This window comes from Bradyrhizobium sp. 134, from assembly GCF_023074155.1.
Classification (GTDB): Bacteria; Pseudomonadota; Alphaproteobacteria; order Rhizobiales; family Xanthobacteraceae; genus Bradyrhizobium.
In genome coordinates this window covers 512,756-537,998 of record NZ_JADPKX010000086.1, presented here as the reverse complement: position 1 = coordinate 537,998, position 25,243 = coordinate 512,756, and the positions used below count along the sequence as shown (strand labels likewise).

22 protein-coding genes are annotated in these 25,243 nt (G+C 64.4%); 11 read left to right on the top strand and 11 right to left on the bottom strand.

What is annotated here, in order from left to right; genetic code table 11:
* The 8 genes from IVA75_RS37375 to IVA75_RS37340 form a co-directional block, all read right to left on the bottom strand.
* Complete coding sequence (locus tag IVA75_RS37375) at positions 1–1,983, bottom strand: heme lyase CcmF/NrfE family subunit (protein WP_247288842.1); 1,983 nt, start codon at positions 1,981–1,983, stop codon at positions 1–3.
* Positions 1,980–2,507 (bottom strand): cytochrome c maturation protein CcmE, encoded by a 528-nt coding sequence (gene ccmE / locus IVA75_RS37370; RefSeq protein ID WP_247288840.1) that lies wholly within the window; start codon positions 2,505–2,507, stop codon positions 1,980–1,982. Before ccmE ends, IVA75_RS37375 begins: the two co-directional genes overlap by 4 nt.
* A 37-nt stretch (positions 2,508–2,544) precedes the next feature.
* Positions 2,545–3,660, bottom strand: coding sequence for a c-type cytochrome biogenesis protein CcmI (gene ccmI, locus IVA75_RS37365; protein WP_027569120.1), 1,116 nt, complete (start codon positions 3,658–3,660; stop codon positions 2,545–2,547).
* 131 nt (positions 3,661–3,791) lie between these two features.
* Entirely contained in the window at positions 3,792–4,061 is a 270-nt protein-coding gene (locus IVA75_RS37360; protein WP_007593394.1) for a hypothetical protein, read from the bottom strand.
* Positions 4,062–4,163: 102 nt separating this feature from the next.
* Positions 4,164–5,564, bottom strand: a complete 1,401-nt coding sequence (locus tag IVA75_RS37355; RefSeq protein ID WP_247288838.1) for a hypothetical protein — start codon at positions 5,562–5,564, stop codon at positions 4,164–4,166.
* A gap of 161 nt (positions 5,565–5,725) precedes the next feature.
* Complete coding sequence (locus IVA75_RS37350) at positions 5,726–7,102, bottom strand: sensor histidine kinase (RefSeq protein WP_027569118.1); 1,377 nt, start codon at positions 7,100–7,102, stop codon at positions 5,726–5,728.
* A gap of 121 nt (positions 7,103–7,223) precedes the next feature.
* Positions 7,224–7,895, bottom strand: a complete 672-nt coding sequence (locus IVA75_RS37345; RefSeq protein ID WP_027569117.1) for a response regulator transcription factor — start codon at positions 7,893–7,895, stop codon at positions 7,224–7,226.
* A gap of 230 nt (positions 7,896–8,125) precedes the next feature.
* Positions 8,126–8,281, bottom strand: coding sequence for a hypothetical protein (locus tag IVA75_RS37340; RefSeq protein ID WP_007593402.1), 156 nt, complete (start codon positions 8,279–8,281; stop codon positions 8,126–8,128).
* 233 nt (positions 8,282–8,514) lie between these two features.
* Between IVA75_RS37340 and IVA75_RS37335 the strand changes: the two genes are divergently transcribed.
* The 7 genes from IVA75_RS37335 to IVA75_RS37305 all read left to right on the top strand — a co-directional run bounded on the left by IVA75_RS37335 (position 8,515) and on the right by IVA75_RS37305 (position 14,110).
* Positions 8,515–9,498 (top strand): Ku protein, encoded by a 984-nt coding sequence (locus IVA75_RS37335; RefSeq protein WP_247288836.1) that lies wholly within the window; start codon positions 8,515–8,517, stop codon positions 9,496–9,498.
* A 57-nt stretch (positions 9,499–9,555) separates the two neighbouring features.
* Complete coding sequence (locus tag IVA75_RS37330; protein WP_027569115.1) at positions 9,556–9,792, top strand: hypothetical protein; 237 nt, start codon at positions 9,556–9,558, stop codon at positions 9,790–9,792.
* A gap of 173 nt (positions 9,793–9,965) precedes the next feature.
* Positions 9,966–10,148 carry a hypothetical protein gene (locus tag IVA75_RS37325; protein WP_027569114.1) on the top strand — a complete coding sequence of 61 codons (183 nt, stop codon included), beginning with the start codon at positions 9,966–9,968 and terminating at the stop codon, positions 10,146–10,148.
* A 191-nt stretch (positions 10,149–10,339) separates the two neighbouring features.
* Positions 10,340–10,504, top strand: coding sequence for a Flp family type IVb pilin (locus tag IVA75_RS37320; RefSeq protein ID WP_027516964.1), 165 nt, complete (start codon positions 10,340–10,342; stop codon positions 10,502–10,504).
* 184 nt (positions 10,505–10,688) lie between these two features.
* Positions 10,689–12,251: a hypothetical protein gene (locus IVA75_RS37315; protein WP_247288834.1), complete on the top strand. Its 1,563-nt coding sequence runs from the start codon at positions 10,689–10,691 to the stop codon at positions 12,249–12,251.
* 171 nt (positions 12,252–12,422) lie between these two features.
* Positions 12,423–13,418 (top strand): glycosyltransferase family 2 protein, encoded by a 996-nt coding sequence (locus IVA75_RS37310; RefSeq protein WP_247288832.1) that lies wholly within the window; start codon positions 12,423–12,425, stop codon positions 13,416–13,418.
* Between the two features lie 8 nt (positions 13,419–13,426).
* The gene (locus IVA75_RS37305; protein WP_247288830.1) at positions 13,427–14,110 is read left to right on the top strand and encodes a class I SAM-dependent methyltransferase; all 684 of its coding nucleotides are present in this window, start codon (positions 13,427–13,429) and stop codon (positions 14,108–14,110) included.
* 1 nt (position 14,111) lies between these two features.
* Here the strand turns inward: IVA75_RS37305 and IVA75_RS37300 are convergent, their stop codons facing one another.
* Positions 14,112–15,557, bottom strand: coding sequence for a hypothetical protein (locus IVA75_RS37300; protein WP_247288828.1), 1,446 nt, complete (start codon positions 15,555–15,557; stop codon positions 14,112–14,114).
* 195 nt (positions 15,558–15,752) lie between these two features.
* On the opposite strand from IVA75_RS37300, the gene IVA75_RS37295 reads away from it, so the two are divergent.
* The 4 genes from IVA75_RS37295 (at position 15,753) to IVA75_RS37280 (ending at position 22,350) form a co-directional block, all read left to right on the top strand.
* The gene (locus IVA75_RS37295) at positions 15,753–16,172 is read left to right on the top strand and encodes a hypothetical protein (protein WP_247288826.1); all 420 of its coding nucleotides are present in this window, start codon (positions 15,753–15,755) and stop codon (positions 16,170–16,172) included.
* A 184-nt stretch (positions 16,173–16,356) separates the two neighbouring features.
* Positions 16,357–18,012, top strand: coding sequence for a thiamine pyrophosphate-requiring protein (locus IVA75_RS37290; RefSeq protein ID WP_256465227.1), 1,656 nt, complete (start codon positions 16,357–16,359; stop codon positions 18,010–18,012).
* Positions 18,013–18,126: 114 nt separating this feature from the next.
* Positions 18,127–20,628: a GAF domain-containing protein gene (locus tag IVA75_RS37285; RefSeq protein ID WP_247288822.1), complete on the top strand. Its 2,502-nt coding sequence runs from the start codon at positions 18,127–18,129 to the stop codon at positions 20,626–20,628.
* 78 nt (positions 20,629–20,706) lie between these two features.
* A complete protein-coding gene (locus IVA75_RS37280; RefSeq protein WP_247289107.1) occupies positions 20,707–22,350 on the top strand; it encodes an alpha/beta-hydrolase family protein in 1,644 nt (547 codons plus the stop codon).
* A 3-nt stretch (positions 22,351–22,353) separates the two neighbouring features.
* Here IVA75_RS37280 and IVA75_RS37275 read toward each other — a convergent pair whose 3' ends face one another.
* Both IVA75_RS37275 and IVA75_RS37270 read right to left on the bottom strand, forming a co-directional pair.
* Positions 22,354–23,925 carry an MDR family MFS transporter gene (locus IVA75_RS37275; protein WP_247288820.1) on the bottom strand — a complete coding sequence of 524 codons (1,572 nt, stop codon included), beginning with the start codon at positions 23,923–23,925 and terminating at the stop codon, positions 22,354–22,356.
* Positions 23,926–24,132: 207 nt separating this feature from the next.
* Complete coding sequence (locus IVA75_RS37270; protein WP_247288819.1) at positions 24,133–25,224, bottom strand: M12 family metallopeptidase; 1,092 nt, start codon at positions 25,222–25,224, stop codon at positions 24,133–24,135.
* Positions 25,225–25,243 lie beyond the last annotated feature (19 nt).

Sequence of the window (25,243 nt, the reverse complement as noted above, 5' to 3'; positions counted from 1 at the left end):
TCACTCCGCCGGCTGCAGGCGCTGCTTTGCCCGCGCCGGTTTTGGCGCACCGACCCGCAGGCGCCGGTCCGACAGCGACAGCACGCCGCCGAACGCCATCAGCACCGGCCCCCACCAGATCAGCAGCACCAGCGGCTTGTGATAGATGCGCACGGCAATGGCGCCCTCGGCAGTGGCGTCGCCGAGCGAGATGTAGAGCTGGCTGGCGCCACGCGTCAGGAGCGCGGCCTCGGTGGTCGAGGAACCGCGGGTGGTGAAGCTGCGCTTGGACGGCGTCATCATGCTGAGCTTCTCGCCGTCGTGGCTGACGTTGAATTCGGCGATCATCTCGTGGAAGTTCGGCCCTTGGCGCTGAAACAGGCCGTCCAGCTTGACGTCATAGCCGGCGACATGGGCGACGTCGTTCTGCTTCATCGTGGCGATATATTCGCTGTTCCAGGTGGTCTCGCAGACGATTCCGATCAGCGCGACGCCGAGGCCGGCATGCGCGAATACCGAGCCCCAGGCCGAGCGCGGCAGACCGCGGGCACGATGCAGCGTCGTCGCGAACGGCAGGCGGAACAAGCCGGTTCGTTCGGCCAGATCCGTCGCAGCGCCGGCAATGACGAAGACGCCAAGTCCGATTGCCAATGGCGCCAGCGCGCTGCCGCCGAGCGCCCAGCCCCAAACCATGGCAACGGCGACAAGCCCGGCAACGCCGGCCGCGAGCAGACGTTGGGTGACGCCAAGCAGATCGCCGCGTTTCCATGCCAGCATCGGCCCGAACGGCACGGCGAGCAGCAACAGCGTGAACAGCGGGGCGAAGGTCAGATTGTAGAAGGGAGCACCGACCGACATCTTGAAATCGGCGAGCATCTCCATCGCCAGCGGATAAAGCGTGCCGAACAGCACCACCGCGCAGGCGACCGTGAGCAGCAAATTGTTCAGCACCAGCGCACCCTCGCGCGAGATCGGCGCAAACAGGCCGCCTTGCTTCAACGAGGTCGCGCGCCCCGCGAACAGCGACAGGCTGCCCCCGATGAACAGGCAGAGAATCAGGAGAATGAACACGCCGCGGGTTGGATCGGTCGCGAAGGCATGCACCGAGGTGATGACCCCCGAGCGCACCAGGAAGGTGCCGAGCAGCGACAGCGAGAAGGTCAGGATCGACAAGAGGATGGTCCAGACCTTCAGCGCGTTGCGCTTCTCCATCACCAGAGCCGAATGCAGCAGCGCTGTTCCGGCAAGCCACGGCATCAACGAGGCGTTCTCGACCGGGTCCCAGAACCACCAGCCGCCCCAACCCAGTTCGTAGTAGGCCCAGTACGAGCCCATGGCGATACCGAGGGTCAGGAAGATCCAGGCGACCAGCGTCCACGGCCGCACCCAGCGCGCCCACGCGGCGTCGATCCGCCCCTCCAGCAACGCCGCGATCGCGAAGGAGAACGAGATCGAGAAGCCGACATAGCCGAGATAGAGCATTGGCGGATGCACGGCGAGACCGATGTCCTGAAGCACCGGATTGAGATCGCGTCCCTCGATCGGCGGGTTGGCGATGCGCAGGAACGGGTTGGAAGTCACCAGGATGAAGAGATAGAAGGCGCTGGCGATCCACGCCTGTACGGCCAGCACATGCGCGCGCAGCGACAGCGGCAGATTGTTGCCGAAGGCCGCGACCAATCCGCCGAACAGTGCGAGGATCGACACCCACAAGAGCATCGAACCTTCATGGTTTCCCCACACGCCGGTGATCTTGTAGAGCAGCGGCTTCATGGAGTGGGAATTCTCGTAGACGTTCGCGACCGAGAAATCCGACTCTACGTGCAGCATCACCAATGCGATGAACGACGCACCGACGAACAGAAGCTGCGCCAGCGCAGTGGAGCGCGCCACATTCATCAGCGCATCATCGCGCAGCCGCGCACCGATCAGGGGCACGATGGATTGGATCAGTGCCAATCCGAGCGCCAGCACCAGCGCGTAATGTCCTGACTCCGCGATCACCGCACTGCTCCCTGCGGATTGCCCTGCGCGGTCGTGGCCGCGGGCTTGACGCTATCGGAAGCCTTGACGCCATCATAAGTCTTGGCGCCGTAGTCATCCTTCCAGTGCCCCTGCTTCTTCAGGGCATCGGCGACGTCCTTGGGCATGTAGGTTTCGTCGTGCTTGGCGAGCACGGTGTCGGCCTTGAACACGCCATTGGCGTCGAGCGCGCCTTCGGCGACGACGCCCTGCCCTTCCCGGAACAGATCGGGCAAAATGCCCTTGAAGGCGACCGGAAGCTTTGCGCCGCCGTCGGCGACCTCGAAGGTCACTGCGAGATTGTCGCCGCGCTGGAGCGAGCCGGGCTGCACCAGGCCGCCGAGGCGAAACCGCTTGCCGGGCGCAACGTGCTTCTCGGCGACCATGGTCGGCGTCGAGAAGAACACGATGGAGTCGCGCAATGCGTTGAGCACCAGCCCGGCGGCGAGCGCGAGCACGGCAAGCGAGCCGCCGATGATGGTCATACGTCGCTGCTTGCGCGTCATGGCGTATCCATTCCCTGCTCGTCTCGTCCTGACATCATCATCCGTCGAGCCCGAGTGTCTTGAGGCCTTCATCGAGCTGGCGCAACCGCGCTGCATCGTTGGCAACCGCCTGGCGGGCATCGGTCGATGCCCCCACCGCCTTGTCGCGATCACCCATCACGAGATAGGCGCGCACCAGGCGCAGCCAACCCTCGACGTCGTCGCCGTTCTGCTTGAGGCGCGTGGCGAGCCGTTCGACCATGCCGCGAACCATCGCGTTGCGATCGCCCTCTTTCATGTCCTTGGAAGCTGCGAGGGTTTCATCCGACAGCGCCGGCATCGTAGCGCCACCGCCGCCGACCCGGGCGAGCGAGGTCTGCACCAGAGGGCGCCACGGCGCATCCGCCGGCGCTTTCGCCAGCAGCGCGCGCCAGATGTTGGCGGCATCGTCCTTGCGACCGTCCTGCTCGGCGGCGAGACCGAGAAAATAGTTCGCCTTGGGGTCGTCAGCGCTGAGCGCCCGCGCGCGCTCGAACTCGGTCTTGGCCTCGGCGGTCACGACGCCGCCGGCGGCGGCCGAGATCGCTTCGCCGAGATCGGACCGGCGCTCCGCGCTCTCGCCATTGTAGGTGAGCGAGTTGCGATAGGCGCGCACGGCGTCATCGAAGCGGCCAAGCCGCTCCAGCACGGGCGCGATCACGTTCCAGCCGCGCCCGTCGGTCGGATTCTTTTCCAGATGTTGCTCGACCTGGACGACCAGATTCTCGAGCGACTGCGCCATGCCGGACCCGGATCCGCGCTCCCGCTGCGCCAGTGGAAAGTCCTGAAGCCTGGGCGAGCCGAGCGGCACATAGACGCTGATCGCAACCAGCGGCAGGCCGGCAAGCGCCAGCACGGCCGCCGCGCGGCGCCATTTGAGGCTGGATTTCGGCGCCGTTGCGGGCTCGCTGCCGGCTGCGGCGAGCAGCCTGCGGCTGACCTCGACGCGCGCGGCCTCGGCTTCGGGCGCTGCGATCAGCCCTGCGGCAAGATCACGCTCGATCTCGGCGAGTTGGTCCTTGTAGACCGCGACCTCGCTGCCCTGATTTTGCGCGCGTCCGCTACGGCCGAGCGGCAAAAGCACGGCGAAGATCGCCGCGACCGTCATCAGCGCGAACACGAACCATAGCATCATCTGGCAAGCTTCCGGCAGCGCGCAAGCCGCGCCCACAGGTGGCTTTACACCACGGCCGGACGATGCGGCAATTGACAATTGTCAATTCGGCGCGACCGCGCACGGTCCCGAAATGGTGAAAATCCAACGGCTTAGCCGATCTCGAAGTCCGCGCTTTGAGCGGCGTCCTCGCCATGCCCGTTGAAGGCCTTCAGGAAGTATGTTCCCGGCTCGATAGCGTCGGGCAATCTGATGCGCAACGCTCCGACCGGAACGGGCGATGCAACCCTGGTGACCGTCTCAGGAAGCTGCCGACCGCTTGCCTTCTCGACCAGCACCACCTTCGCGCCGACCATCAGCCTTTGATATTTGGCAACGACGACGCGATTCTCGATTTCGATGGAACTGATAACGGATTTCATGCGCCCACAGATAGAAATATCAAAAAAATTTGCACGGCGACCGTAGGGCCCGACATCGGCATCGTCAACCTGAAATTGTGACTACTGAAATATGCGCCTGGATCAGCTCGCGCGCGACGATTTGCGCTCGCCCGTGGCCGCGTTCTCCGCGGCGCGGCTCATCAGCGAGGCATAATCATCGCCGAACAGCACCTGGCAGAAGCGGATCGCGGCCTGCACCTGCTGCTGCCGATAGGTGCGGACCTTGTGATCGGCGCCGCGCAGCGACTGCACCAGCTGCTCGGTTGAACGCTCGACATATTGCTGCAGGTCGGAATAGGTGCGCAGTGTCACCTCGTTGATCGCAAGCTCGCTCGCATAGTTGCGACAGGTCGCGACGAAATCGATCAGCGCCACGGTTTCCTCGACCTCGGTGCTGTCGATCCGCGCGCCCGGCGGAATGTCCTTCTCGGCGCGCTGGCGCAGGATGCGGCGGACGCGGCCGGGAACGCTGTCGATCTCGGATTGCAGCGCGTTGGAGATGTCGGCCCGGATCGAGGTCAACTGCTTGCCCCAGGCGGAATCGTTGCGCAGGTCGAGTTCGGTACGCAGGCCCCGGACGCCGTCGTGCAGCGTCTTGAGATTGCCGGCGACATTGTCGAAATGGCCGCGCTTGATGTCCATGCGCAGGACGGCGGCCACGCAGGACAGATCATGCAGCGCCATTGTGACGGCGACTCCATAGGGCGTTGCCGCGACACGGATCTCGTCGTCGGACGCGGCAATCTTGATGGCGAGGCGGATGATCTGCCACGGCGCGGTCATCCGTTGCACGACCATCGAGAGCGCGAAGGGCAGCATCTGCGGCGTCTGGAGGACGGGAATGTTGAGCGCGGCAGTCACCGAGGCGATCTGGGCATCGCCGAAGGCGCGCAAAGAGCGCGGCAGCTTCTCGTTCAGGGTGCCGATAGCCTCGCGGACCGCGAGGACCGCCCCGGTCGAATAGAGATCCTCGATCACGTTGGGCGGACCGACGCGGGCGAGCGCACGCGATTTGTCACCCCCGCCCGGCCCCGTCAGCTCGAAGATGGCATCCGCGGCGACCGCCTGGAGCTTCGAGGCCAGCGCTTCGACCTGCCCTGCACTGTCGGCCGGCATGCGCGCCAGCGCCGCCTCGAATTCGCTCAGCTTGGCCGGAGCACCGTCGCGGCCGAGCCATTGCCAGATCGGAGCCAGGGAAGAGCGGCGGATCTGCCCGGCCCGGATCGGGGCGCCTGCTTCGACCAGGAATGGTTCCAGTACCTGGAACAGTAGCCGCGACAGATCGTCCGTGCGCGGCGGTGTTGCTTCCTCGGCTTCCGTCTTGCGGACAATCTTGCGCAGCTGGTCGAGCACGAGGGTCGCCACGGCCGTGTCCTGGCCGCGCTCGAGCGCGCGCTCGAACTCCCGCATCAGCAGTGCCTGCGCCTGCGGCGGGAGCTGCGCGAGATATTCCCTCAGCCGCTCGATCGATGTCTGGCTCATGCGCCCGGGTAATGAACGGTAAATGGCGAAAGTGGGATCCGTCCTGCTCGATCATAGGTGGGCCCGCTTAAGAAGCCGTTTAGGAAGTCGCTCCGAATACCCCTGGTTTCTTTCGGATCGGTGTGCTTCTGCAGGTCAAATAGTCGCGTCGGAACAAGGGATTATATTCCGGGGAGGACCAGCTCCGCCCGCAAGCCCCCGGTCGGCGCGCGACCGAGTGAGAGGCTGCCGCCGTAGAGCGCAGCGAGCTCGGTCACGATCGACAGCCCCAGCCCCGATCCGGGCTTGGACTCGTCGAGCCGTTGGCCGCGCCGTGAGACCTGGGTACGCTCGGCCTCCGACAGGCCGCGGCCGTCGTCGTCGACGATGATATGCAGCCGCGGACCGGCGCTCGCCTGATGCGGCGCCTCCACCAGAACTTCGATGAAGACCCGCGAGGCCGCCCATTTGCAGGCGTTGTCGACGAGATTGCCGACCATCTCCTCCAGATCCTGCCGCTCGCCGCGAAATTTCGCCGACGGATCAGCCTCGGCCTCGACCACGATGCCGCGGCCGCGGTGGATCTTCTCCATGGTCCGCCGCAATGCCTCGATGGCCGGTGCAACCTCCGTCACCGTCGCAACGACCGAGACCCGCGCCGCGATGCGCGCGCGCTCGAGATGATGGGCAACCTGGTCGCGCATCACGTCCGCCTGCTCCATCACCTTTGCCGCGAACGGATCGGCGGGATGCGCGCCGGCCTCGTTCACGATGACCGAGAGCGGCGTCTTGATGGCGTGAGCGAGGTTTCCGACATGGGTGCGGGCGCGCTCGACGATCTCGCGATTGGCGTCGATCAGCGCGTTGGTCTCGCGCGCCAGCGGCGCGATCTCAACCGGGAACTCGCCCTCGAGCCGCTCCGCCCGCCCGGACCGGATGTCGGCGATGGATTCGGAGATGCGCTTGAGCGGCGCGAGACCGAAGCGGACCTGGAACACGGTGGTCAGCAGCAACACGATGCCGAGCGCGGTGAAGGTGCCGCCGAGATAGTAGTCGAAACTGCGCGTCTCGTCGAAAATCTCCGTGTCGTCGCCGGCGACACTGACGAGAAATTTGCCGTCCGCGCCGAGATCGACCGGCCGCTCCACCATGCGCAGGTTCTGTCCCTCCGGACCGTCGACATAAGCGATCCGGATGCCGGCGGCGGTAAGCTCGGTGCCCTGCTCTTCAAGCTTCGGCAGCTTCTTGTCCCAGAGCGAGCGCGACGAGCGCACCTCCGGCTTTTCGGGGTCGGTCCGCGTGATCTGCCAGTACCAGCCGGACAACGGCAGCTCGAACAGAGGCTCGCCGAGCGACTGGAACTGGCGGTCCGGCGGCTCGTCGGGGGTGGCGACCTCGGCGATCAGTGTGCGGAGATAGAGATTGAGCCGGCGGTCGAAGGCGCGCTCGGTGGCGTTCTTGTAGACCGACGACAGCACCACGCCGGTGATGGCCAGGATCACCACGAGCCACGCGGTCGCCGACAGGAACAGGCGGTTCGCGAGCGAGCTGGCGGGCATCGGAATGATCCCGGAGGCGCGGGGTGGCATGGCGTCGGAACTCATGACCCGAACAAGGCCTCTGCCGGGCCGCCCGTCAAGCCAAGATACGTCTAGACAAGATCGTTCGAGACACCACGGTTCAAGCGCCGGGGGGCGGCGGGGTCAGGAGATAGCCGAGGCCGCGGACAGTCTGGATGATGTCGACGTCGAGCTTCTTGCGGATGCGGCCGACGAAGACCTCGATGGTATTGGAGTCGCGGTCGAAGTCTTGGTCGTAGAGATGCTCGACCAGCTCGGTGCGGGACACGACGCGCCCCGAATGATGCATCAGGTAGGCCAGAAGCCGATATTCGTGCGACGTCATCTTGATGGGATTGCCTGATACGCTGACCCGGCCGGTCCTGGTATCGAGCGTGACGGGGCCGCAGCTCAGCTCGCTTTGGGCGTGGCCAGTGGAGCGGCGCAGCAGCGCGCGGATGCGCGCCAGCACCTCCTCCAGGTGGAACGGCTTTGCGACGTAGTCGTCGGCGCCGGCATCGAAGCCCTGGACCTTGTCGCTCCAGCGATCGCGCGCGGTGAGGATTAGGACCGGCATGGTGCGGCCGTTGCGCCGCCAGGCTTCCAGGACCGAGATGCCGTCCTTCTTCGGCAGGCCGATGTCGAGCACCACGGCATCGTAGGGCTCGTTGTCACCGAGATAATGCCCCTCCTCCCCGTCGAAGGCGCGATCGACGACATAGCCGGCGTCGGTCAGCGCCTTGGTGAGCTGGCGATTGAGATCGGGGTCGTCCTCAACGACGAGCAGGCGCACGCTTCTCTCCAGAATTAGGCCGCATGAACACCCGCACAGATGAGCAATTCCGGCGTGAACTGAATATGAACGCGGGGAACCGGCCGCGTTACTTTTTGGTCATATCCGACCTGTTCGCGCTAAACGCATTGCGCCCGCCAAGCCACCGGACGAACCGACGGCCTGGCGGGCGCAATGTGCCGCGTTATGCGGCGAGTCGGAAGGTGCGAACCGTCCGGTCGATCTGCCGATCAGGTCCGGAAGAACACGAACCAGATGACCGCGAGGATCAGGATCGCAAGCCCGGTGGATATGGCGAGCAGCGCCGCCACCGACGGCCCAGGCTCGCCCTGGCGCGCCTCGGTCGGAGTTTCCACGATCTGACGTTGGTCTCGCGTGGTTGCCATGGTGACCTCAATTCTGGCTGTCGCGTCGGATGGCCGCGACTGCTCGCGGCGGAATGTCTCGTGGCAACGCATGATGGGATATGATGTTCCGGCCTTTGCGGCCTGATCAGGTTGCACCCGCGCACCGGGCGGCCGGTTAACGCAGTTGCAAGATTCAGCAATCCGCCTTGCTATGATTCGTTGTTCCCCGATGGTATCTTCGTCTTCTGTCCCCGTTGCGTTTGGAGTAGCCCATGGCCCCCCGCGCCAATTGGAAGGGTTTTCTGCGTTTGTCGCTCGTGACCTGCCCGGTCGCGCTCTATCCAGCCACTTCGGATACCGAGAAGGTCTCGTTCAACCAGATCAACCGCAAGACCGGCCACCGGATCAAGTACCTCAAGGTCGACGCCGAGACCGGTGACGAGGTGACCTCGGATGACATCGTCAAGGGCTACAAGGTCGACACCGACACCTATATCGAGGTCACCAAGGACGAGCTCGACGACATCGCGCTGGACTCCACCCACACGATCGAGATCGACGAGTTCGTACCGAAGACCGACATCGACAGCCGCTATCTGATCCGCCCCTATTATCTCGTGCCCGATGGCAAGGTCGGCCACGACGCCTTTGCGGTGATCCGCGAGACGATCCGGAGCATGGACAAGGTCGCGATCGGCCGCGTGGTGCTGACCAACCGCGAGCATATCATCGCGCTGGAGCCGCTCGGGAGCGGCCTGATGGGGACGCTGCTGCGCTACCCCTATGAGGTGCGCGGCGAGAAGGACTATTTCGACGACATCCAGAACGTGAAGCTGACCAAGGACATGCTCGACCTTGCAAAGCACATCGTCGAGAAGAAGTCCGGCGCGTTCGAACCCGAGCTGTTCGAGGACCATTACGAGACCGCGCTGATCGACCTCATCAACAAGAAGCGCAGCGGCGCGCCCATCGCCGCGAAGGCCGCGCCCAAGACCGGCGGCAACGTTATCAACCTCATGGACGCGCTGAAGAAGAGCATCGCGAACGAGAAGGACGCAAGCCCCCCGGCGAAGGTCGCCAAGGACGTGAGCAAGGACGCCGTCAAGGGCAAGAAGCCGAAGAAGCGCGTCGAAGGCCAGCGCGAGATGCTGCTGCCGATCGCCGGCAAGGGCGGCAAGGACGCTGCTGCGAAAGCCGCTCCCAAGAAGGCCGACAAGCCAGCGCGCGCGCCGGCGCGGGCGAAGAAGGCCGGCTAGCAGCATCGCACAGCGACGACGCCGTGATACCTCCCCTCGTCGATCGGTCGACCTGACATGCCCTGGTCGACCGCGTTCGACGACCCCATTTCGTTACGTGGCGGGCGCAAGCTTCGGACGCTGCAAGAAGCTGCCGATCACATCATGCGACTGCCCGAGGATACGCAGCATGCGAGCCACTGGCAGACCGCGATCGAAACCCTGATCAACGCGGCCGAGACCGGCGGCGGCTGGATGATGTTCGCCCGCATCGCGGTGTTGCGGGCGCTGAATGCGGACGCTCGGCGCGACTGAGCTTTGCACCCCGGTCGAGAACAGGCTCAACAATCCGTTAAGCCAAGCCCGCGCTTTCAGCGTCTGCCCGCAGTCGCGGGGGCGGCACGTAATCCTACGGAAGACAAAATTAACCGACGCTTCCCGCTCAGCGCAGCATGGTCGCCCTCGATTGAACTCGGGGTTGCAGGCTCGTGCAGCAGCAGGACGCCAGAAAGAACTACATCGGCATCGTCAACGACGCGGCCGAGGAAGAAAGCCTCGCCGGCAGCTCCGCGCGGGCGCAGCCGTCCGTGGTCAGCTATCTGGTCGGACGTCTGGCGATAGTGCTGAAACGCCCCGGCAAGGCCGCGCCGAAACGCCAAATATCGTCCTGAGACACCACGACGAAATCGCCAAATGCGTCCGAATTGGGTGACGAAACCTTAAGTCAATCGATGACACCATATCAAACGGCAGGTGAGGACCATCCACCTGCGTTTTGACGCGCCCGCGAAAAATTAGTGAATCAATTTACCATTCCGAAAACGGCACCAGCCTAGGTTGGACGGATGAACAGGAGTTGACGATGACTTTGCTCAAGTCATTTCTTGCCGACGAAAATGGTGCCACCGCCATCGAGTATTGTCTGATCGCCACGGGCATCGCGCTCGCGATCATCACGGCCGTGAACAACACGGGCGGTGCACTCCTGAGCGGCAAATTCAACTCGATCAGCGCGGCGGTGAAGTAGCCGGCATAGCCGGCGCGCCGCAATGTCATCAGCACGAGTCCGCGTGCAGCGCGCCGGATGACGGGCTCCTCCTTCCGATGCGGCGGCGACCCCAGCTTGATTTTCGCGAAGTTCACATTATGGCGTTGTGTCGTGCGGTTGCGCCGTCGTAGAGCGTAAGCTCAAACTCCAGCGGCCCTATGACATGATTCCTTCCGACAAGCCGACCTCGACAATCCGGGCTCGTCTTGGCTCTGACCAATCGGTGGCGATCACCGTTCTTGCTGTCCTGGCGGCCCTGTCGTTTCTTCCGGTGCTGCTGACCCCTATCCCCGCGATGGTCGACTATCCCAATCACCTCGCCCGGATGTACATTTTGAGCCAGAACGGCACTCCCAATGCCAATCCGTATTACGAAGTGGCCTGGGCATTCTATCCCAACCTTGGAATGGATCTGCTGGTCCCGCAAATGGCGCGGCTGATCAGCCTCGAGAACGCCACGCGGCTGTTTCTGCTCCTGAGCCAATTGCTGATCGTCGGAGGCGCGCTTTTGCTCGAATGGGCCCGGAAGGGACGGGTCCATCTCGCCGGCTTTGCGGCGCTCGCTTTCCTTTACTGTCTGCCTTTCAGCTGGGGCTTCGTGAATTTCGAGTTCGGACTGGGCCTCGCTCTCTGCGGCGTCGCGCTCTATCTGATGCTCGCGGAACGCCCATGGCCACTGCGTTTCGTCGTCAACATGGTCTTCGTCGCGGCGCTGTTTGCGGCGCATTTCTTCTCCCTCGGCATCTACGGCGCGACGCTCGGCCTTTACGAACTCTCGCGCATCCGCCATGGGCGAATATCTTGCGGTGTCGCCGCCGCGCGGCTCGCCGCGTTGGCCATGCCGGCGCTTGCCCTGTTTGGGATCATGCGCATGACCGCGGGATCGATCGGAAGCGAAGGAACGAACTGGTTCTTCGGATTCAAGCCGATCTGGCCGCTGCGCATCATGAACGGCTACAATTTGACGGTCGCGGCGGCGACCGGACTGACGCTGATGATCTCGCTGTTCTTCGCCGCAAGGCGCGGCGTCCTCAAGCTCGAAGCAGCCGGAATCTGGCTCGCGATCGGCTTCGCGCTGCTCTATGTCGTCATTCCCTCGAAGCTGTTCGGAACCTCGTTCGTCGACCTGCGCGTGATTCCCGCTGCGGCTCTGATCCTGCCGGCTTTCTGCTCGCTGACGCTGCCCAGCCGGGCATGGGGAATGGCAGCGCTCGCCGCGGTCAGTAGCGTCATACTGATCAATCTCGCTGTCGTGCTCGCGGTCTGGCTGCCTTACCGCACCGACTATGCGGCCATCGTCGCATCGTTCCACAAGATCGATCGCGGTTCGCGTATCCTCGTCGCCAGCACGGACGACAATGGAGACCCGCCCTTCGCCGACCTCACCTCGTATCCGATGTATTATGCGCCGACGCTGGCCGTGCACTATGCCAACGCGTTCGTGCCCAATCTATTCACGGAAGCGGGCAAGCAGCCCGTACGGCCCCGCGAGGACGTGCGCCGTCTTGCCATTCCCTACGGGGGGCCGGTGCCGCTCGGCGTGCTTACCGCGATTGCGGCAAGCCGGCAGCCGGCTGGCGTTCCGCCGTTCGTCAGCACCTGGCACCAGGATTACGACTATCTCTACGTCCTCGGGCCGAAGGTCGCAAACCCGCTGCCGGATCTACTGGAAGCGCTGGACACCTCGGAGCGATTTGTTCTCTACAAGATCCGCCGCAAGTCCTAGGCCGAAGTCCTAGGCCGAAGCGCCGCCCAGCGTGGTTAATCGGGTATCCCCATCCGCACCCGCCTCATTGGAAGCCGCCACGGCGCCCCATATCCTTAATGGTTGTGGCAAGGCGACCTTAACCACCGCCGGCATAGACTTCCGCTCCTGCAACGAGTTGGACTCTCTCGCATGGCGGCCAATTTCCAGTCGATCCGCTACAGCCTCGTCATCCCCGTGTTCAACGAGGAAGCCGTGTTGCCGGTGCTGCTGCGCAGGCTCGACCTGGTCTTGTCCCGGCTCGACGGGCCGGCAGAAGCAATCTTCGTCGACGACGGCAGCAGTGATTCCAGCTCGATCGTGCTACAGGCGCTCGCCGCGCGCGACCCGCGCTTTCGCTATATCGGCCTGTCGCGAAATTTCGGGCATCAGATTGCCATCACCGCCGGCATGGACGCCGCGCAAGGTGAAGCGATCATCGTCATGGATGCCGATTTGCAGGATCCGCCCGAAGTGATCGAGCAATTGATCGCAAAATGGCAGGACGGCAACGACATCGTCCACGCCCGCCGCCTGTCGCGCGACGGCGAAAGCCGATTCAAGCGCGCGACCGCGCATCTCTTCTACCGGCTTCTCGGCAGGATGTCCTCGGTCGGCATCCCCGCCGACGTCGGCGACTTCCGCCTGATCGATCGCAAGGTGCTCGACGCGCTTCGGCAGATGCCGGAGCAGGACCGCTTCGTACGCGGCATGATCGCATGGCTCGGCTTCCGGCAGGCCGAGGTCACCTTCCACCGCCTCGAGCGTGCAGCGGGCGAGACCAAATATCCGCTGTTCAAGATGGTGCGGCTCGCGACGAACGCCGCGCTCGGCTTTTCCGATTTGCCCTTGCGGCTCGCAATCTGGTGCGGATTGACGGTGTCGGGTTTGGCACTGCTCTATGGCGGCTGGGTGATCCTGTTGTGGCTCAGCAACGATAGTCATCTCGTGACCGGCTGGTCCTCGACGATGGTCGTCGTGTCCCTGCTGTGTGGAATGAACATGCTGATGACGGGTATCGTCGGGCTTTACGTCGGCCGCATCCATGCCGAGGTGAAACGCCGTCCGCTCTACGTGGTGCAGACGCGCGCCGGCTTCGAGCGCAACGAGGCGGCGGCCGCGCCCGCGATCCACGCCGTCAACGAGTGACCCCGCGCATGACCGAGCTCTTCGACGGTTATCACGACAACTACCGTGACGTGGTCCAATCCTCGATCGACTTCTCCGGCTTGCCGCATCATTTCTTCATGCGCGCCAAGGCCGATCTGCTGGGCAATCTGATCGCGCAGCGGCTCGACACGGAGAGGCCCGACATGCTGGACGTCGGCTGCGGCGTCGGCAGCCTTCATCCGCTGCTGCACGGCATGGTCGGCCGCTTGAGCGGCATCGACGTTTCTTCGGCCAGCCTGGCGCAGGCACGCGCTGACAATGGCAGGGTCGACTACCGTGAGTTTGACGGCCGCACCTTTCCATTCGACGATGCCAGCTTCGATCTGGTCACGGCCGTCTGCGTGATGCACCACGTCGTGCCGGCTGAATGGGCGCAATTCATCGCGGAGATGCGGCGCGTGACCCGCCCCGGTGGACTCGTCTGCGTCATCGAGCACAATCCGTACAACCCGCTGACCCGCCTTGCCGTCGCGCGTTGTGAGTTCGATCGGGACGCCGTCTTGCTCGGGGCGGACAAAGCCCGAAAATTGATGGCTGCCGGCGGCTTGCGCGAGATCGGTGCGCGCCATTTCCTGCTGCTGCCCTGGGACACCAAGCCCGCGCGGCGCCTCGAAGCGACCCTGAGCGGCGTGCCGCTCGGCGGCCAATACGCCGCCTTCGGGACCGCTTGATCTATCTTTGCGGCATATCTCGCCGCTTGTGCACGACCGCCACGTCGTCGCTGTAGACGCGTTGCCATTGGGGTAGCCGGTCCAGCATCGCTATCGCCGGCGTCCCCGGCGCGAGCAGCGTCGCGCCGATGTTGTATTCGTCGAGCAACTTGAGAAAGTCGCCGAGATCGACCAGCGCCAGGGCGCGATTGTAGCGGTTGATGAACGCTCCCCCGTACAGTTCACCGCGACCGTCGATAAAGGTGGGAATGCCGGCAAAGATCAAATAGCCGCCGAAGGAATAGTCGTTGAGCACGTGCCCCGTCGTGGCGAGCTTGGCTTCAGCGATGGCAGCCTGAGGGGTAATGGCCGGAGCCGGCCGTATATCACGGGCCAGCGTCGCCCCGCTCACCACGATCAACACACCCAGTGTGGCCAGGTTCAGGCCGCGCGACGAGCCGGCAGCATCTTCCGCAATCGGTCCGCCGAACTTCCGCCCCAGCGGAGCCGCCAGATAGAGCGGCGCCAGCATGGCCAGCAGATCCGCATTGCGGATCTGGGCCAGCGCGAAATGCAGCAAGCCGATTACGACCAAGGCCCGCACGACCGGCAGCGTCACGCCGCGCGAGAGCGCGAAGATGCCGGCCAGCAGCAGCAACTCGAAGAAGCCTATGTGGCTGAAATCCTGCGGCCGCCATTCCGCGATCCAACCGAGCGCGGGGCCGAGGCCGAGCGTGGTCAGGGGCATCAGCAGCGGTTCCGGCCCATAGGGCGTCAGGCAGGACGCCGCGACCGCAAGCGCGGTGAACGGCAGCCAACGCAGGAATACGCGCGGCCATTCGCTGCGCTTCTCGCGCAGCAGCGCTTCGAGCCCCGCAGGGCCGATCAGTCCAAGCGCCAGCACCACACTGCCGTGCAGATTGGCCCACACGACCAGCAGCGGGAGAGCCCAGTACGGCGGAGGCCCTCCACGATCCATGCAGCGTACCAGGGCAGCCGCCCAGGTCACCATCAGCGGCAGCACCAGCACGTGTGGCCGCGCCAGCATATGCGGCGCCAACAGGATCACGGCCGCGATCACCATGAGCAGCGTCTGGGCCGGCGAAAGCTCGCGCAGCAGGAAGAACGTGAACAGGCCGAAGGCGAGCGCTATCGCCGCGGCGCCGACGACGAGGACGCCCTGCCAGCCGGCAAGCGCGTAGGCTCCAGCGTAGATGATCTCCGAGAGCCATTCGAAGGTGATCCAGGGGGCGCCGTGCCTCGAAAAAGAAAATGGATCGCTCGCCGGCAGCGTGCCGTGCGCGATGATCCAGCGCCCGACCTCGATGTGCGAATAGGTGTCGGGATCATTGAGCAGCCGCGGTCCTAGGATCAGCAGCAGGACATAGACGCCAAGGCTCACCAGCCAGGGGAGCGCCGCGCGCGCCGAAAACGGTTGAACCTCGCTGTGGACGGCCTGTTCACTCATGGCGAGCGCAAGTTAAGGCCCAAGCGTTAAATTCCTCTTTGACGTTCACGGCGGCTGGGGAGTGCGCGGCGGGCCGGTCACGCTTTGTGAACCATACTCCCGGCCGCGAAATCCGGGCTGCGGCGCTTTGACGACCATGCGGGTCCTGATACCCTTCATACTGTCAATCAACCAACCACAGCTGCAAGGATGCGGATGAGAAGCGTGATGCTCTTGGCTTTCAGCCTCGTCTTTGTCGGCGTCTGGTCGCAGGACGGCGCGAGAGGACAGACTTCGGCCGCACCGCCGGTTTCGCTTTCTCCGCCCAATGGATCGCCGTCGCACGCGGGCGCCAAAAATTCCAGACCTCCGCCGGCAGCATCCATCAAAGAGGCTTCGCCGCCGGTGATCGGCGGGCTTTCATCGGCGCCGAGCCCAGCCGCCGACTACGATGGCTTCAGCGTAGGCACTGGCGACGATAACGACACATCGCATCAGGTGGTCCCGCCTGTGAGGTCACGCACGGCGACGGGCTCCAGGGCCGACCCGGGTGCTAAAGGCGCCGCTGAGCAATTGATCGATCAAGAAGACGAGGCGTTGAAACGCAAGCTGAGGATCTGCCAAAGCTGCAAGTAGCGGACGGAGCGCGGCGAAATTGGTCACGGGTCTATCCGGGTGGCACGGCCCCGGATTGCGCTGCGCTCCCTCCGGGCTACGGCAGCTCGCTGCATAGCTGGCCTACCGCAGCTCTCACGCGCTCACGCTTTACCCTCCCCCAATTTCCTGATCCTCTCTCCCCTAATCAGCCGGACCAACCGGCCTGCCCAGGGAGAGAGACGCCATGAAGCTCGGCACCGCGATTGCGGAAATCATGAAGCGCGAGGGAATTGAGATTCTCTGCGGCTATCCGGTCAACCATCTGATCGAACATGCGGCCAAGGCCGATATCAGGCCGGTGATGGTGCGGCAGGAGCGCGTCGGCATCCACATGGCAGATGCGATCTCGCGGGTGACGTCGGGACGCTCGATTGGCGCGTTCTGCATGCAGCATGGGCCCGGCGCGGAGAACGCGATGGGCGGCGTCGCGCAATGCTACGGCGAATCGGTTCCCGTGCTGGTGCTGCCGATGGGTTATCAGCGCAGGCTTGCGCATATCGAGCCGAACTTCAATTCCAGCGAGGCGATGAAGGCGTTTTCGAAATCGTCCGAACCGATCATCCTTGCCGCCGAGGTCGCCAACATTTTTCGCCGCGCCTTCACCAAGCTGAAGAACGGCCGAGGCGGGCCTGTCATCGTCGAGATCCCCGCGGACATGTGGAACGAAGATGTACCGGAGCCGCTGAACTACACGCCTGTGCTGCGCACCCGCTATGGGGCGGACCCTGTTCATGTGAAGGAGGCCGCCCACCTGCTCGTCAACGCCAAGCGCGCGGTGATCTATGCCGGCCAGGGCGTGCATTACGCGCAGGCGTGGCCACAACTGAAACGGCTGGCCGAACGGCTCGCCGTTCCCGTCACCACCAGCCTTGGGGGCAAATCGTCCTTCCCGGAGACGCATCCGCTCTCGCTTGGCTCTGGCGGCCTTGCGGTGCCGCGCGCGGTGCCGAAGTTCCTGGCCGAGGCCGACGTCATTTTCGGCATTGGCTGCTCCTTCACCGAAACAAGCTTCGGCATCGCGATGCCGAAAAACAAAACCATCATCCACTCCACACTCGATCCGAACCATCTCAACAAGGACGTCGAAGCCAGGATCGGCCTCGTCGGCGATGCCGGGCTCGTGCTCGATGCGCTGCTGGAGGAGATCGGCAAGACCGTCACCGCGGATCGCGACGCCTCGGTGGTCGCGGCCGAGATCGCGGCCTCGCACAAGGAGTGGCTGGCGAAATGGATGCCGAAGCTCACCAGCAATGACGCGCCCTTGAGTCCCTATCGCGTGCTGTGGGACCTGCAGCACACCGTCGACATCGGCAACACCATAATCACCCACGATGCCGGCAGCCCGCGAGACCAGCTCTCGCCGTTCTGGAAGTCGGTCGAGCCCCTCACCTATCTCGGCTGGGGCAAGACGACGCAGCTCGGCTACGGCCTTGGGCTGGCCATGGGCGCCAAGCTCGCAAAGCCCGACAAGCTCTGCATCAATGTCTGGGGCGACGCGGCGATCGGCTTCACCGGAATGGATTTCGAGACCGCGGTGCGCGAGCGCATCCCGATCATGTCGATCCTGCTGAACAATTTTTCGATGGCGATCGAATTGAAGGTGATGCCGGTCTCGACCGAGAAGTATCGGTCGACGGACATTTCCGGCGACTACGCCGCGATGGCGCGCGCCTTCGGCGGCTATGGCGAGCGGGTGACAAGACCTGAGGACATCATCCCCGCGATCAGGCGCGGCATCCAGAAGACGCAGGAAGGCGTTCCCGTGCTGCTGGAGTTCATCACCAGCAAGGAGACCGAGGTGTCTCGGCCGGGCACATAAAGCTGGCCGGATTCAGGCAGCAAAACTCGCTGTCGCGGACGCTGGCTCCGGCCGCAGGAGATGTGATAATCCGCCCTGGTGCCGCGCTTGTCGCAGCATCAAGCCGGATTGCGAATGACCGCCCCTTCCAACGACATCGCGGAACTCAAGCGCCTGTTACAGGTGGCCACAGCCGAGAACGCGCAGCTTCGCAGCGAGCTCGCGATTGCGCGCGATCGTCAGAACGCCAGCGCCGGGATTCTGCGCACCATCGCGGCCTCTCCCTCCGATGCCCGGCCGGTCTTCGAGGCGATTGCGTCCAGCTCCAGGCGTTTGCTCGGCGGCTTCTCCGCCACCGTGCTTCAGTTCATCGAGGACGAGCTCCACCTCGTGGCGTTCACACCAACCAGCCCCGAGGCGGACGAAGGGCTCAAGGCGTCGTTCCCGCGCAAGATTGCCGACTTTCCGACCTTCGCGCTGGTGCGCGGCGGCGAGACGATCCAGTTTCCAGATAGCGAAGCCGCGGAGGTCCCGGAGCTGAACCGGAATCTCGCGCGGCTGCGCGGCTTCCGCAGCGTGCTGTTCATGCCGTTGATGAACCGGGGGACGCCAGTCGGCATGATCAGCGTCACGCGCGCCGAGCCCGGCGCGTTCGCAACCGACCTCGTCCAGCTGCTCCAGACCTTTGCCGATCAGGCGGTGATCGCGATCGAGAATGCGCGCCTGTTCAACGAGACGCGCGAGACGCTGGAGCGCCAGACCGCCACCGCCGACATCCTGAAAGTGATGGCCGCCTCGCCGTCCGACGTACAGCCGGTGTTCGACGCCATCGCCGCCAACGCCAACCGGCTGATCGGCGGCTTCTCCACGGCGGTGCTGCGCTACATCGGCGGCGCCGCGCACCTTGCGGCGTTCACGCCGACCGATCCGGCCGGTGATCGCGTGCTGCAGTCCTCGTTCCCGGTGCCATTCGCGCAGTTCCCGCCCTACCGGCTCGTGGCCGGTGGGGTGGCGGCGCAATTGCCCGACACCGAGGTCGAACCGGCGGCCCGCGACATCGCGCGCGCCCGCGGCTACCGCAGCATGCTGTTCGCGCCCTTGATGAGCGACGGTGAGGCCATCGGCGTCATCATCGCCACGCGACGCGCGACCGGCGCGTTCGGCGAGCATCACGTGCGGCTGCTGCAGACCTTCGCCGACCAGGCGGTGATCGCGATCAAGAATGTCAGCCTGTTCAACACCACGAGGGAAGCGCTGGAACGGCAGACCGCGACCGCCGACATTCTCAAGGTGATCGCGGCCTCGCCCGCGGATGTGACGCCGGTGTTCCAGGCGATCTCCGATAGCGCCAAGTCCCTGGTCGGCGGCCATTCCTCCACCGTCACGCGCGTCATCGACGGCCTGCTGCACCTGGCCGCCTTCAGCACCGACAACGAAGCCGGCAATGAAGAGCTGCTCAGCTCGTTCCCGGCGCCGCTGTCGGCATCCGGCATTCACAGCCGGGTGGCAAGAAGCGGAGAGTTCGCATCCCGCAGCGACATGCAGAACGAGCCCGACCTCACGGACGCCATGAGAGAGCTGGCGCGGACGCGAGGTTATCGCAGCATCCTCGTGATCCCGATGCTGCGCGACGGCGTCGCGATCGGCACCATCGGCGTGACGCGGCCGGAGGCCGGTCCTTTCCCGGACAAGGCGATCGCCCTGCTCAAGACCTTTGCCGACCAGGCCGTGATCGCCATCGAGAACACGCGCCTGTTCAACGAGGTGCAGGATCGCACCCGGGACCTCGCCAAATCGCTCGACGATTTGCGCGCAGCCCAGGACCGGCTGGTCCAGACCGAGAAGCTGGCGTCGCTCGGCCAGCTCACGGCCGGCATCGCGCACGAGATCAAGAATCCGCTCAACTTCGTCAACAATTTTGCATCCCTGTCCGCCGAACTGACGGACGAACTGAACGAGGCGCTCGCGCCTGTCCCGCTCGCGGACGACGTCCGCAGCGAGGTCGACGAGCTGACTGGACTGTTGAAGGACAATCTCGCCAAAATCGTGCAGCATGGCAGGCGCGCCGACTCCATCGTCAAGAACATGCTGCTGCATTCCCGCGAGGGCGGCGGCGAGCATCGGCTGAGCGACATCAACGCGCTGGTCGAGGAGAGCCTCAACCTTGCCTTTCACGGCGCCCGCGCCGAGAAGCCACAGTTCGACGTGACGTTGAAGCGCGAGCTCGATCCGGCGGCCGGGCAAGCGGAAGTGTTTCCGCAGGAGATCACCCGGGTGCTGCTGAACCTGATCTCGAATGGCTTCCACGCGGTCGCCAAGCGCAAGTCGGATGACGGCGCCGCCGATTACGAGCCGGTGGTGATCGCCGCGACGCGCGATCGGGGCGACAGTATCGAGATCAGCATCCGCGACAATGGCACCGGCATTCCGCGCGAGGTGAAGGAAAAGATGTTCGATCCGTTCTTCACCACCAAGCCCGCCGGCGAAGGTACCGGCCTCGGATTGTCGATGAGCCACGACATCGTCGTGAAGCAGCACGGCGGCACCATCGACGTCGCGACGGAGCCGGGCAAGTTCACGGAATTCACGATCGGGCTGCCGCGACAGAGCAGTTTTTCAGACAAGAACAAGAGATAGACTCGCCCGGAGGATGCCGTGACGAATCTGGCTTGGCTCGTTCGACGGCAATTGCTCTCGCTGTCCGGTGTCGGCCTCATGCTGGGCGCCCTGTTCTTTGCTGCCGCGCTTACGCCGACGCTGATTCCGCGGAGCTATCTCACGCAAGGCGCGCTTGCCGGCGGCTGTTTTGCGATCGGCTATTTCGCCGGCGTGCTGTGGCGCCGGCTATGGCACTATCTCGAATTGCCCGAACCTTCGCCGCGGGCGAGATCGATTGCGAATGCGCTGGTCACGGCCGGTTGCCTGCTGGTCGTCGTTATCTTCCTGCGGCGAACCGCCGAATGGCAGAATTCGATCCGCACAGTGATGAAGATGACGCCGGTCGAGACCGCGCATCCGCTCAAGGTCTGCGTCATCGCCCTGATCACGTTCGCCGTTCTGCTGGTGCTGGGGCGGCTGTTCGCGTTTGTCGCCCGCTTCCTCGCCGTACGCACAAAGCGCGTCATTCCGCGGAAGCTCGCCAATGTCCTCGGCGTGCTGATCGCAGGCCTGCTGTTCTGGTCGATCGCCAGCAACGTCCTGGTCCGGACCGCGTTCAACGCGCTCGACTCCTCCTTCCGCGAACTCGACGCCCTGCAAGAGCCCGAGCGGCCGCAACCGGCCGCCCCCAATCGAACCGGGAGTTCTGCGTCGCTGGTGAAGTGGCAGGAACTCGGGCGCATGGGGCGCCGGTTCATTGCCTCGGGTCCGAACGCGACAGAGATCAGCGCCGTTACGGGACAGCCCGCGCAGGATCCCGTGCGCGTCTATGTCGGTCTCGGCAGCCGCGACACGGCCCAGGCGCGCGCCAAGCTTGCGCTCGAGGAGCTCAAGCGCCAGCACGGTTTTCAACGCAAGGTCCTGATCGTCGTTACGCCGACCGGCACCGGCTGGGTCGATCCATCCGCGATGGATACGGTGGAATATCTCCACCATGGTGATGTCGCGAGCGTCGCGATGCAATATTCGTATCTCAACAGCCCGCTGTCGCTGCTGTTTCAGCCCGAATACGGAGCGGAGGCGTCGCGTGCGCTGTTCGCCGAAATCTACGGCTACTGGACGAGCTTGCCCAAGGACAAGCGGCCAAAGCTGTATCTGCACGGGCTCAGCCTCGGCGCCATGAACTCGGAAAAATCCGTAGAATTGTTCGAAACAATCGGCGATCCCATCGCCGGCGCACTATGGAGCGGAGCGCCATTCGAGAGCCGCATCTGGCGCTCGATTACCGATAACCGCAATCCAGGATCACCGGCGTGGCTACCAAAATTCCGCGACGGCCGCTTCGTGCGCTTCATGAACCAGAACGGACCGACGGTGCCGCCGGATACGCCCTGGGGCCCGATGCGCGTGGTCTATCTGCAATATGCCAGTGACGCGATCACATTCTTCGACTACGGCGACGCCTATCGGGCGCCGGCCTGGATGGACGCACCGCGCGGGCCTGACGTATCGTCGGAACTGCGATGGTACCCCATCGTCACGATGCTGCAGCTCGCTCTCGACATGGCGGTCGCAACCAACACGCCGATGGGTTTTGGCCATGTCTACGCGCCCGAACACTACGTCGATGGCTGGGTCGCGGTCACAGATGTCGGCGATTGGTCTGCCGAAGCGCTCGCACGGCTCAAGTACCAGCTCGCGACGAAAGCGCGGAAGACGGGCGCGGGCAATGGCGACGATGATCCCGACCGCGGTGGCTAACCCTTACTCCGCCATCTCCACCTGCTGCGTGACGGAGGGACCGGCCAGCGGGCGCTCCTCCATCATGATCAGGCAGAGCGCGGCGCCGGCCATCAGCGCCGTGGCGGCGCCGAACACGTAACGGAACGCATGCCGCATGTCCTCGGCGGGGATCGCATTGACGGCGCCGTGATGCTCGCCGGCGAGTGGAACGTCGGCACCGAGGGCGATGAGCAGGATGGCCGCGAACGCCGCGACCGTGAACGAGGACATCAGCGAGCGGAAGAAGTTCAAGGCGCCGGTGATGGTGCCGACCTGCGGACGGGCGACCGAATTCTGCACCGAGACCACGCAGACCGGAAAGGTGGTGCCGAGGCCAAGCGCAAACGCGGCCATCAGTGTCAGCAGTGCCCAGAGCGGCAACGTCGTCAACGTCAGGCCGAGGCCGCACAGCGCAGCCCAGGACGTTCCGACGATGGCGACCCGCTTGTAGTGCTTGGCGCGCGCCATGGTGCGGCCGGCGACGGCCGCGCCGACGGTCGAGACCGCCGCGAGCGGAATCAGCGCGAGGCCCGCTTCGCTGGCGCTGAGGTGATAGACCGCCTCGTAGTAGAGCGGCAGCTGCACCGTGAGGCCCGTGATCGCACCGAGCGCGCAGCCGCCCGCCGTCAGCCCGAACGGCACAACCGATCCTCCGAGCAGCGGCAGCGGCAGGAACGGCTCGTCGGCGCGGCGCGCATGCCACACGAAAGTGACCGCGAGCGCGACGGCACCGCCCACCATCGCAAGTACGGTCGACGAGAGCCACGGGAAGCGCGTGCCGCCCCAGGTCAGCACCAGCATGAAGACGACGGCGGAGGCCATCAGCAGCACGCCGCCGAGCCAGTCGACCTTGCGCTTGCGGTGGAACACCGGGATCTTTTTCATCCTGGGCAGCAGCAGCGCGATCGCCGCGACCGCGAGCGGCACATTGATCCAGAAGATCATCGACCAGTGCAGATGCTGGGCGAACACGCCGCCGATGACCGGGCCGAGAATGCCGCCGACCATCCACACGCTGGAGAAATAGGCCTGGTACTGGCCGCGCTCGCGTGGGCTCACGACGTCGGAAATCACGGTCTGCACGACAGGCATGATGCCGCCGCCGCCCAGTCCCTGGAGACCGCGTGCGAGAATCAGCATCGGCAGGTTCGGCGCGATCGCGCACAGCACCGAGCCCGCGACGAACAGGCTGAGCGAGATGATGATCATCACGCGGCGTCCGTAGATGTCGCTGAGCGTGCCGAATACCGGCGCGACCGCGGTCGAGGCGAGCAGATAGGCTGTGATGACCCAGGAGAGATTGGAGACGTCGTGGAACTGGCGTCCGATGGTCGGCAGCGCGGTTGCGACGATGGTCTGGTCCAGTGCGGCCAGGAACATCGTCAGCATCAGGCTGATGACAATGGTGCGGACCTCGTCCTGCGACAGCGGTGCGAGCGAGGGAGCGTCATCGACGCTCAAGACCTCGCTAGGAAGGCGTGACAATTCCTCGGCGATGTCGTCGGGCAATGTCTGGGTGTCGGCAGAACTGCTCTGCCGCTCGAACTTGTTCATCTCGACCGGAAGCCATGGGGCGGCGCAACGCCGCGAAGGATTCGTTCTATGCAGTCCAATGTAGACAGCAAAGTTCTTCCCAGGCAGGCACCGCGGCGCATGGGTGCATCCCAAAGTCGGGCCATCGCGACGATTGGCGTACGGACCCAAGTGAGAGTCGCAGGGCCCCCGTCGCTGCTGGCAGCCCTGCGACGTCCCAGGGCACCTTTAGGAAAACATCAGTGCCGTCTTGCCCGAGGGGCCTGGATGCACCAGTCGCAGCCGGGCGATATAGCTTCGGCCGGCGAACAATTTGTAGGAAATCCTCGCGTTTCGATCCTCGCCGCTATCATCGTCGCCCACGAGAAACCGCGGCGTTCCGTTCACCTCCTCGAACAGGACCAGCGTTGCGTCAGACGGCCCTTTGGTCTCGATGGTATATTTGCGTGAGGCGCTGGGTTTGATCGCATAGTCCATCTGCTGACCAGCGGCGAGATCGACCACGGCCGGATGGAAGGGCTGAAGCGTCGTCAAGGCCGGCTGTAGCGGCGGATACCAACGGCGGATCCACTGCTTGTCTCCGGCGGAGAGCGTCCCCGGAGGAACCAGACCATTGGTCTCGTAAGGCTTCGGCTCCGCAATCAGCCCCGGCTCAAACTCGTATTCCATGATGGAATCCGGGTCCCATGTTGAACCCTGTACCTGCTGCGGGGTGAGCTTCTCCAGGATGTTGTGAAACGTCGTCGAGCGGCTCCACTTGTTGGGCGGGGCGCCCAGCGACTTGTAAACAGCCTCCTCATGCCACTTGATGCCGGCGAAGGGATTTTGATGCTCGTGCTCCATGCCAAGCACGTGTCCGAGTTCGTGCAGCGCTGTGCCGCTGCCATATTGCGAGGTCAGATCCCAACCATACACGGTGGTCGGCTCGGTCTGGGATACCTGCAGCACGTCCCTGCCAACCTGCGAGGCCGACGATCCGTCTGGCACTGAATAGCCAATTCGCACTTCGGCTTCAGCGAGTTGGGAGACCTCCTGGAATTCGAGGCCGATGCCTACCGTCTTCCATTTCGCGAAAGCCTTGCGTACCGCGTCCGCCTGGGCCCTGGGAACTTCAAAGTGACCCGAGGTGAAAAAGCAGTAGTGCAGGACCGTGCCGTTCACCCACTTGGATCGGCTCGAGATAATCGCACGTGCGCGAAGGGTGTCGGCCATGACAGCCGGACTGAGCTGCGGCAGGACTCTTGGGCCGTTCTGACAAAATGGCCGGGCCTGACCTTTGACCACGGGAGATTTCTTCGCCTGCTTTTGCGACTTTGCCATATGGCTCTCCAAAAGATTG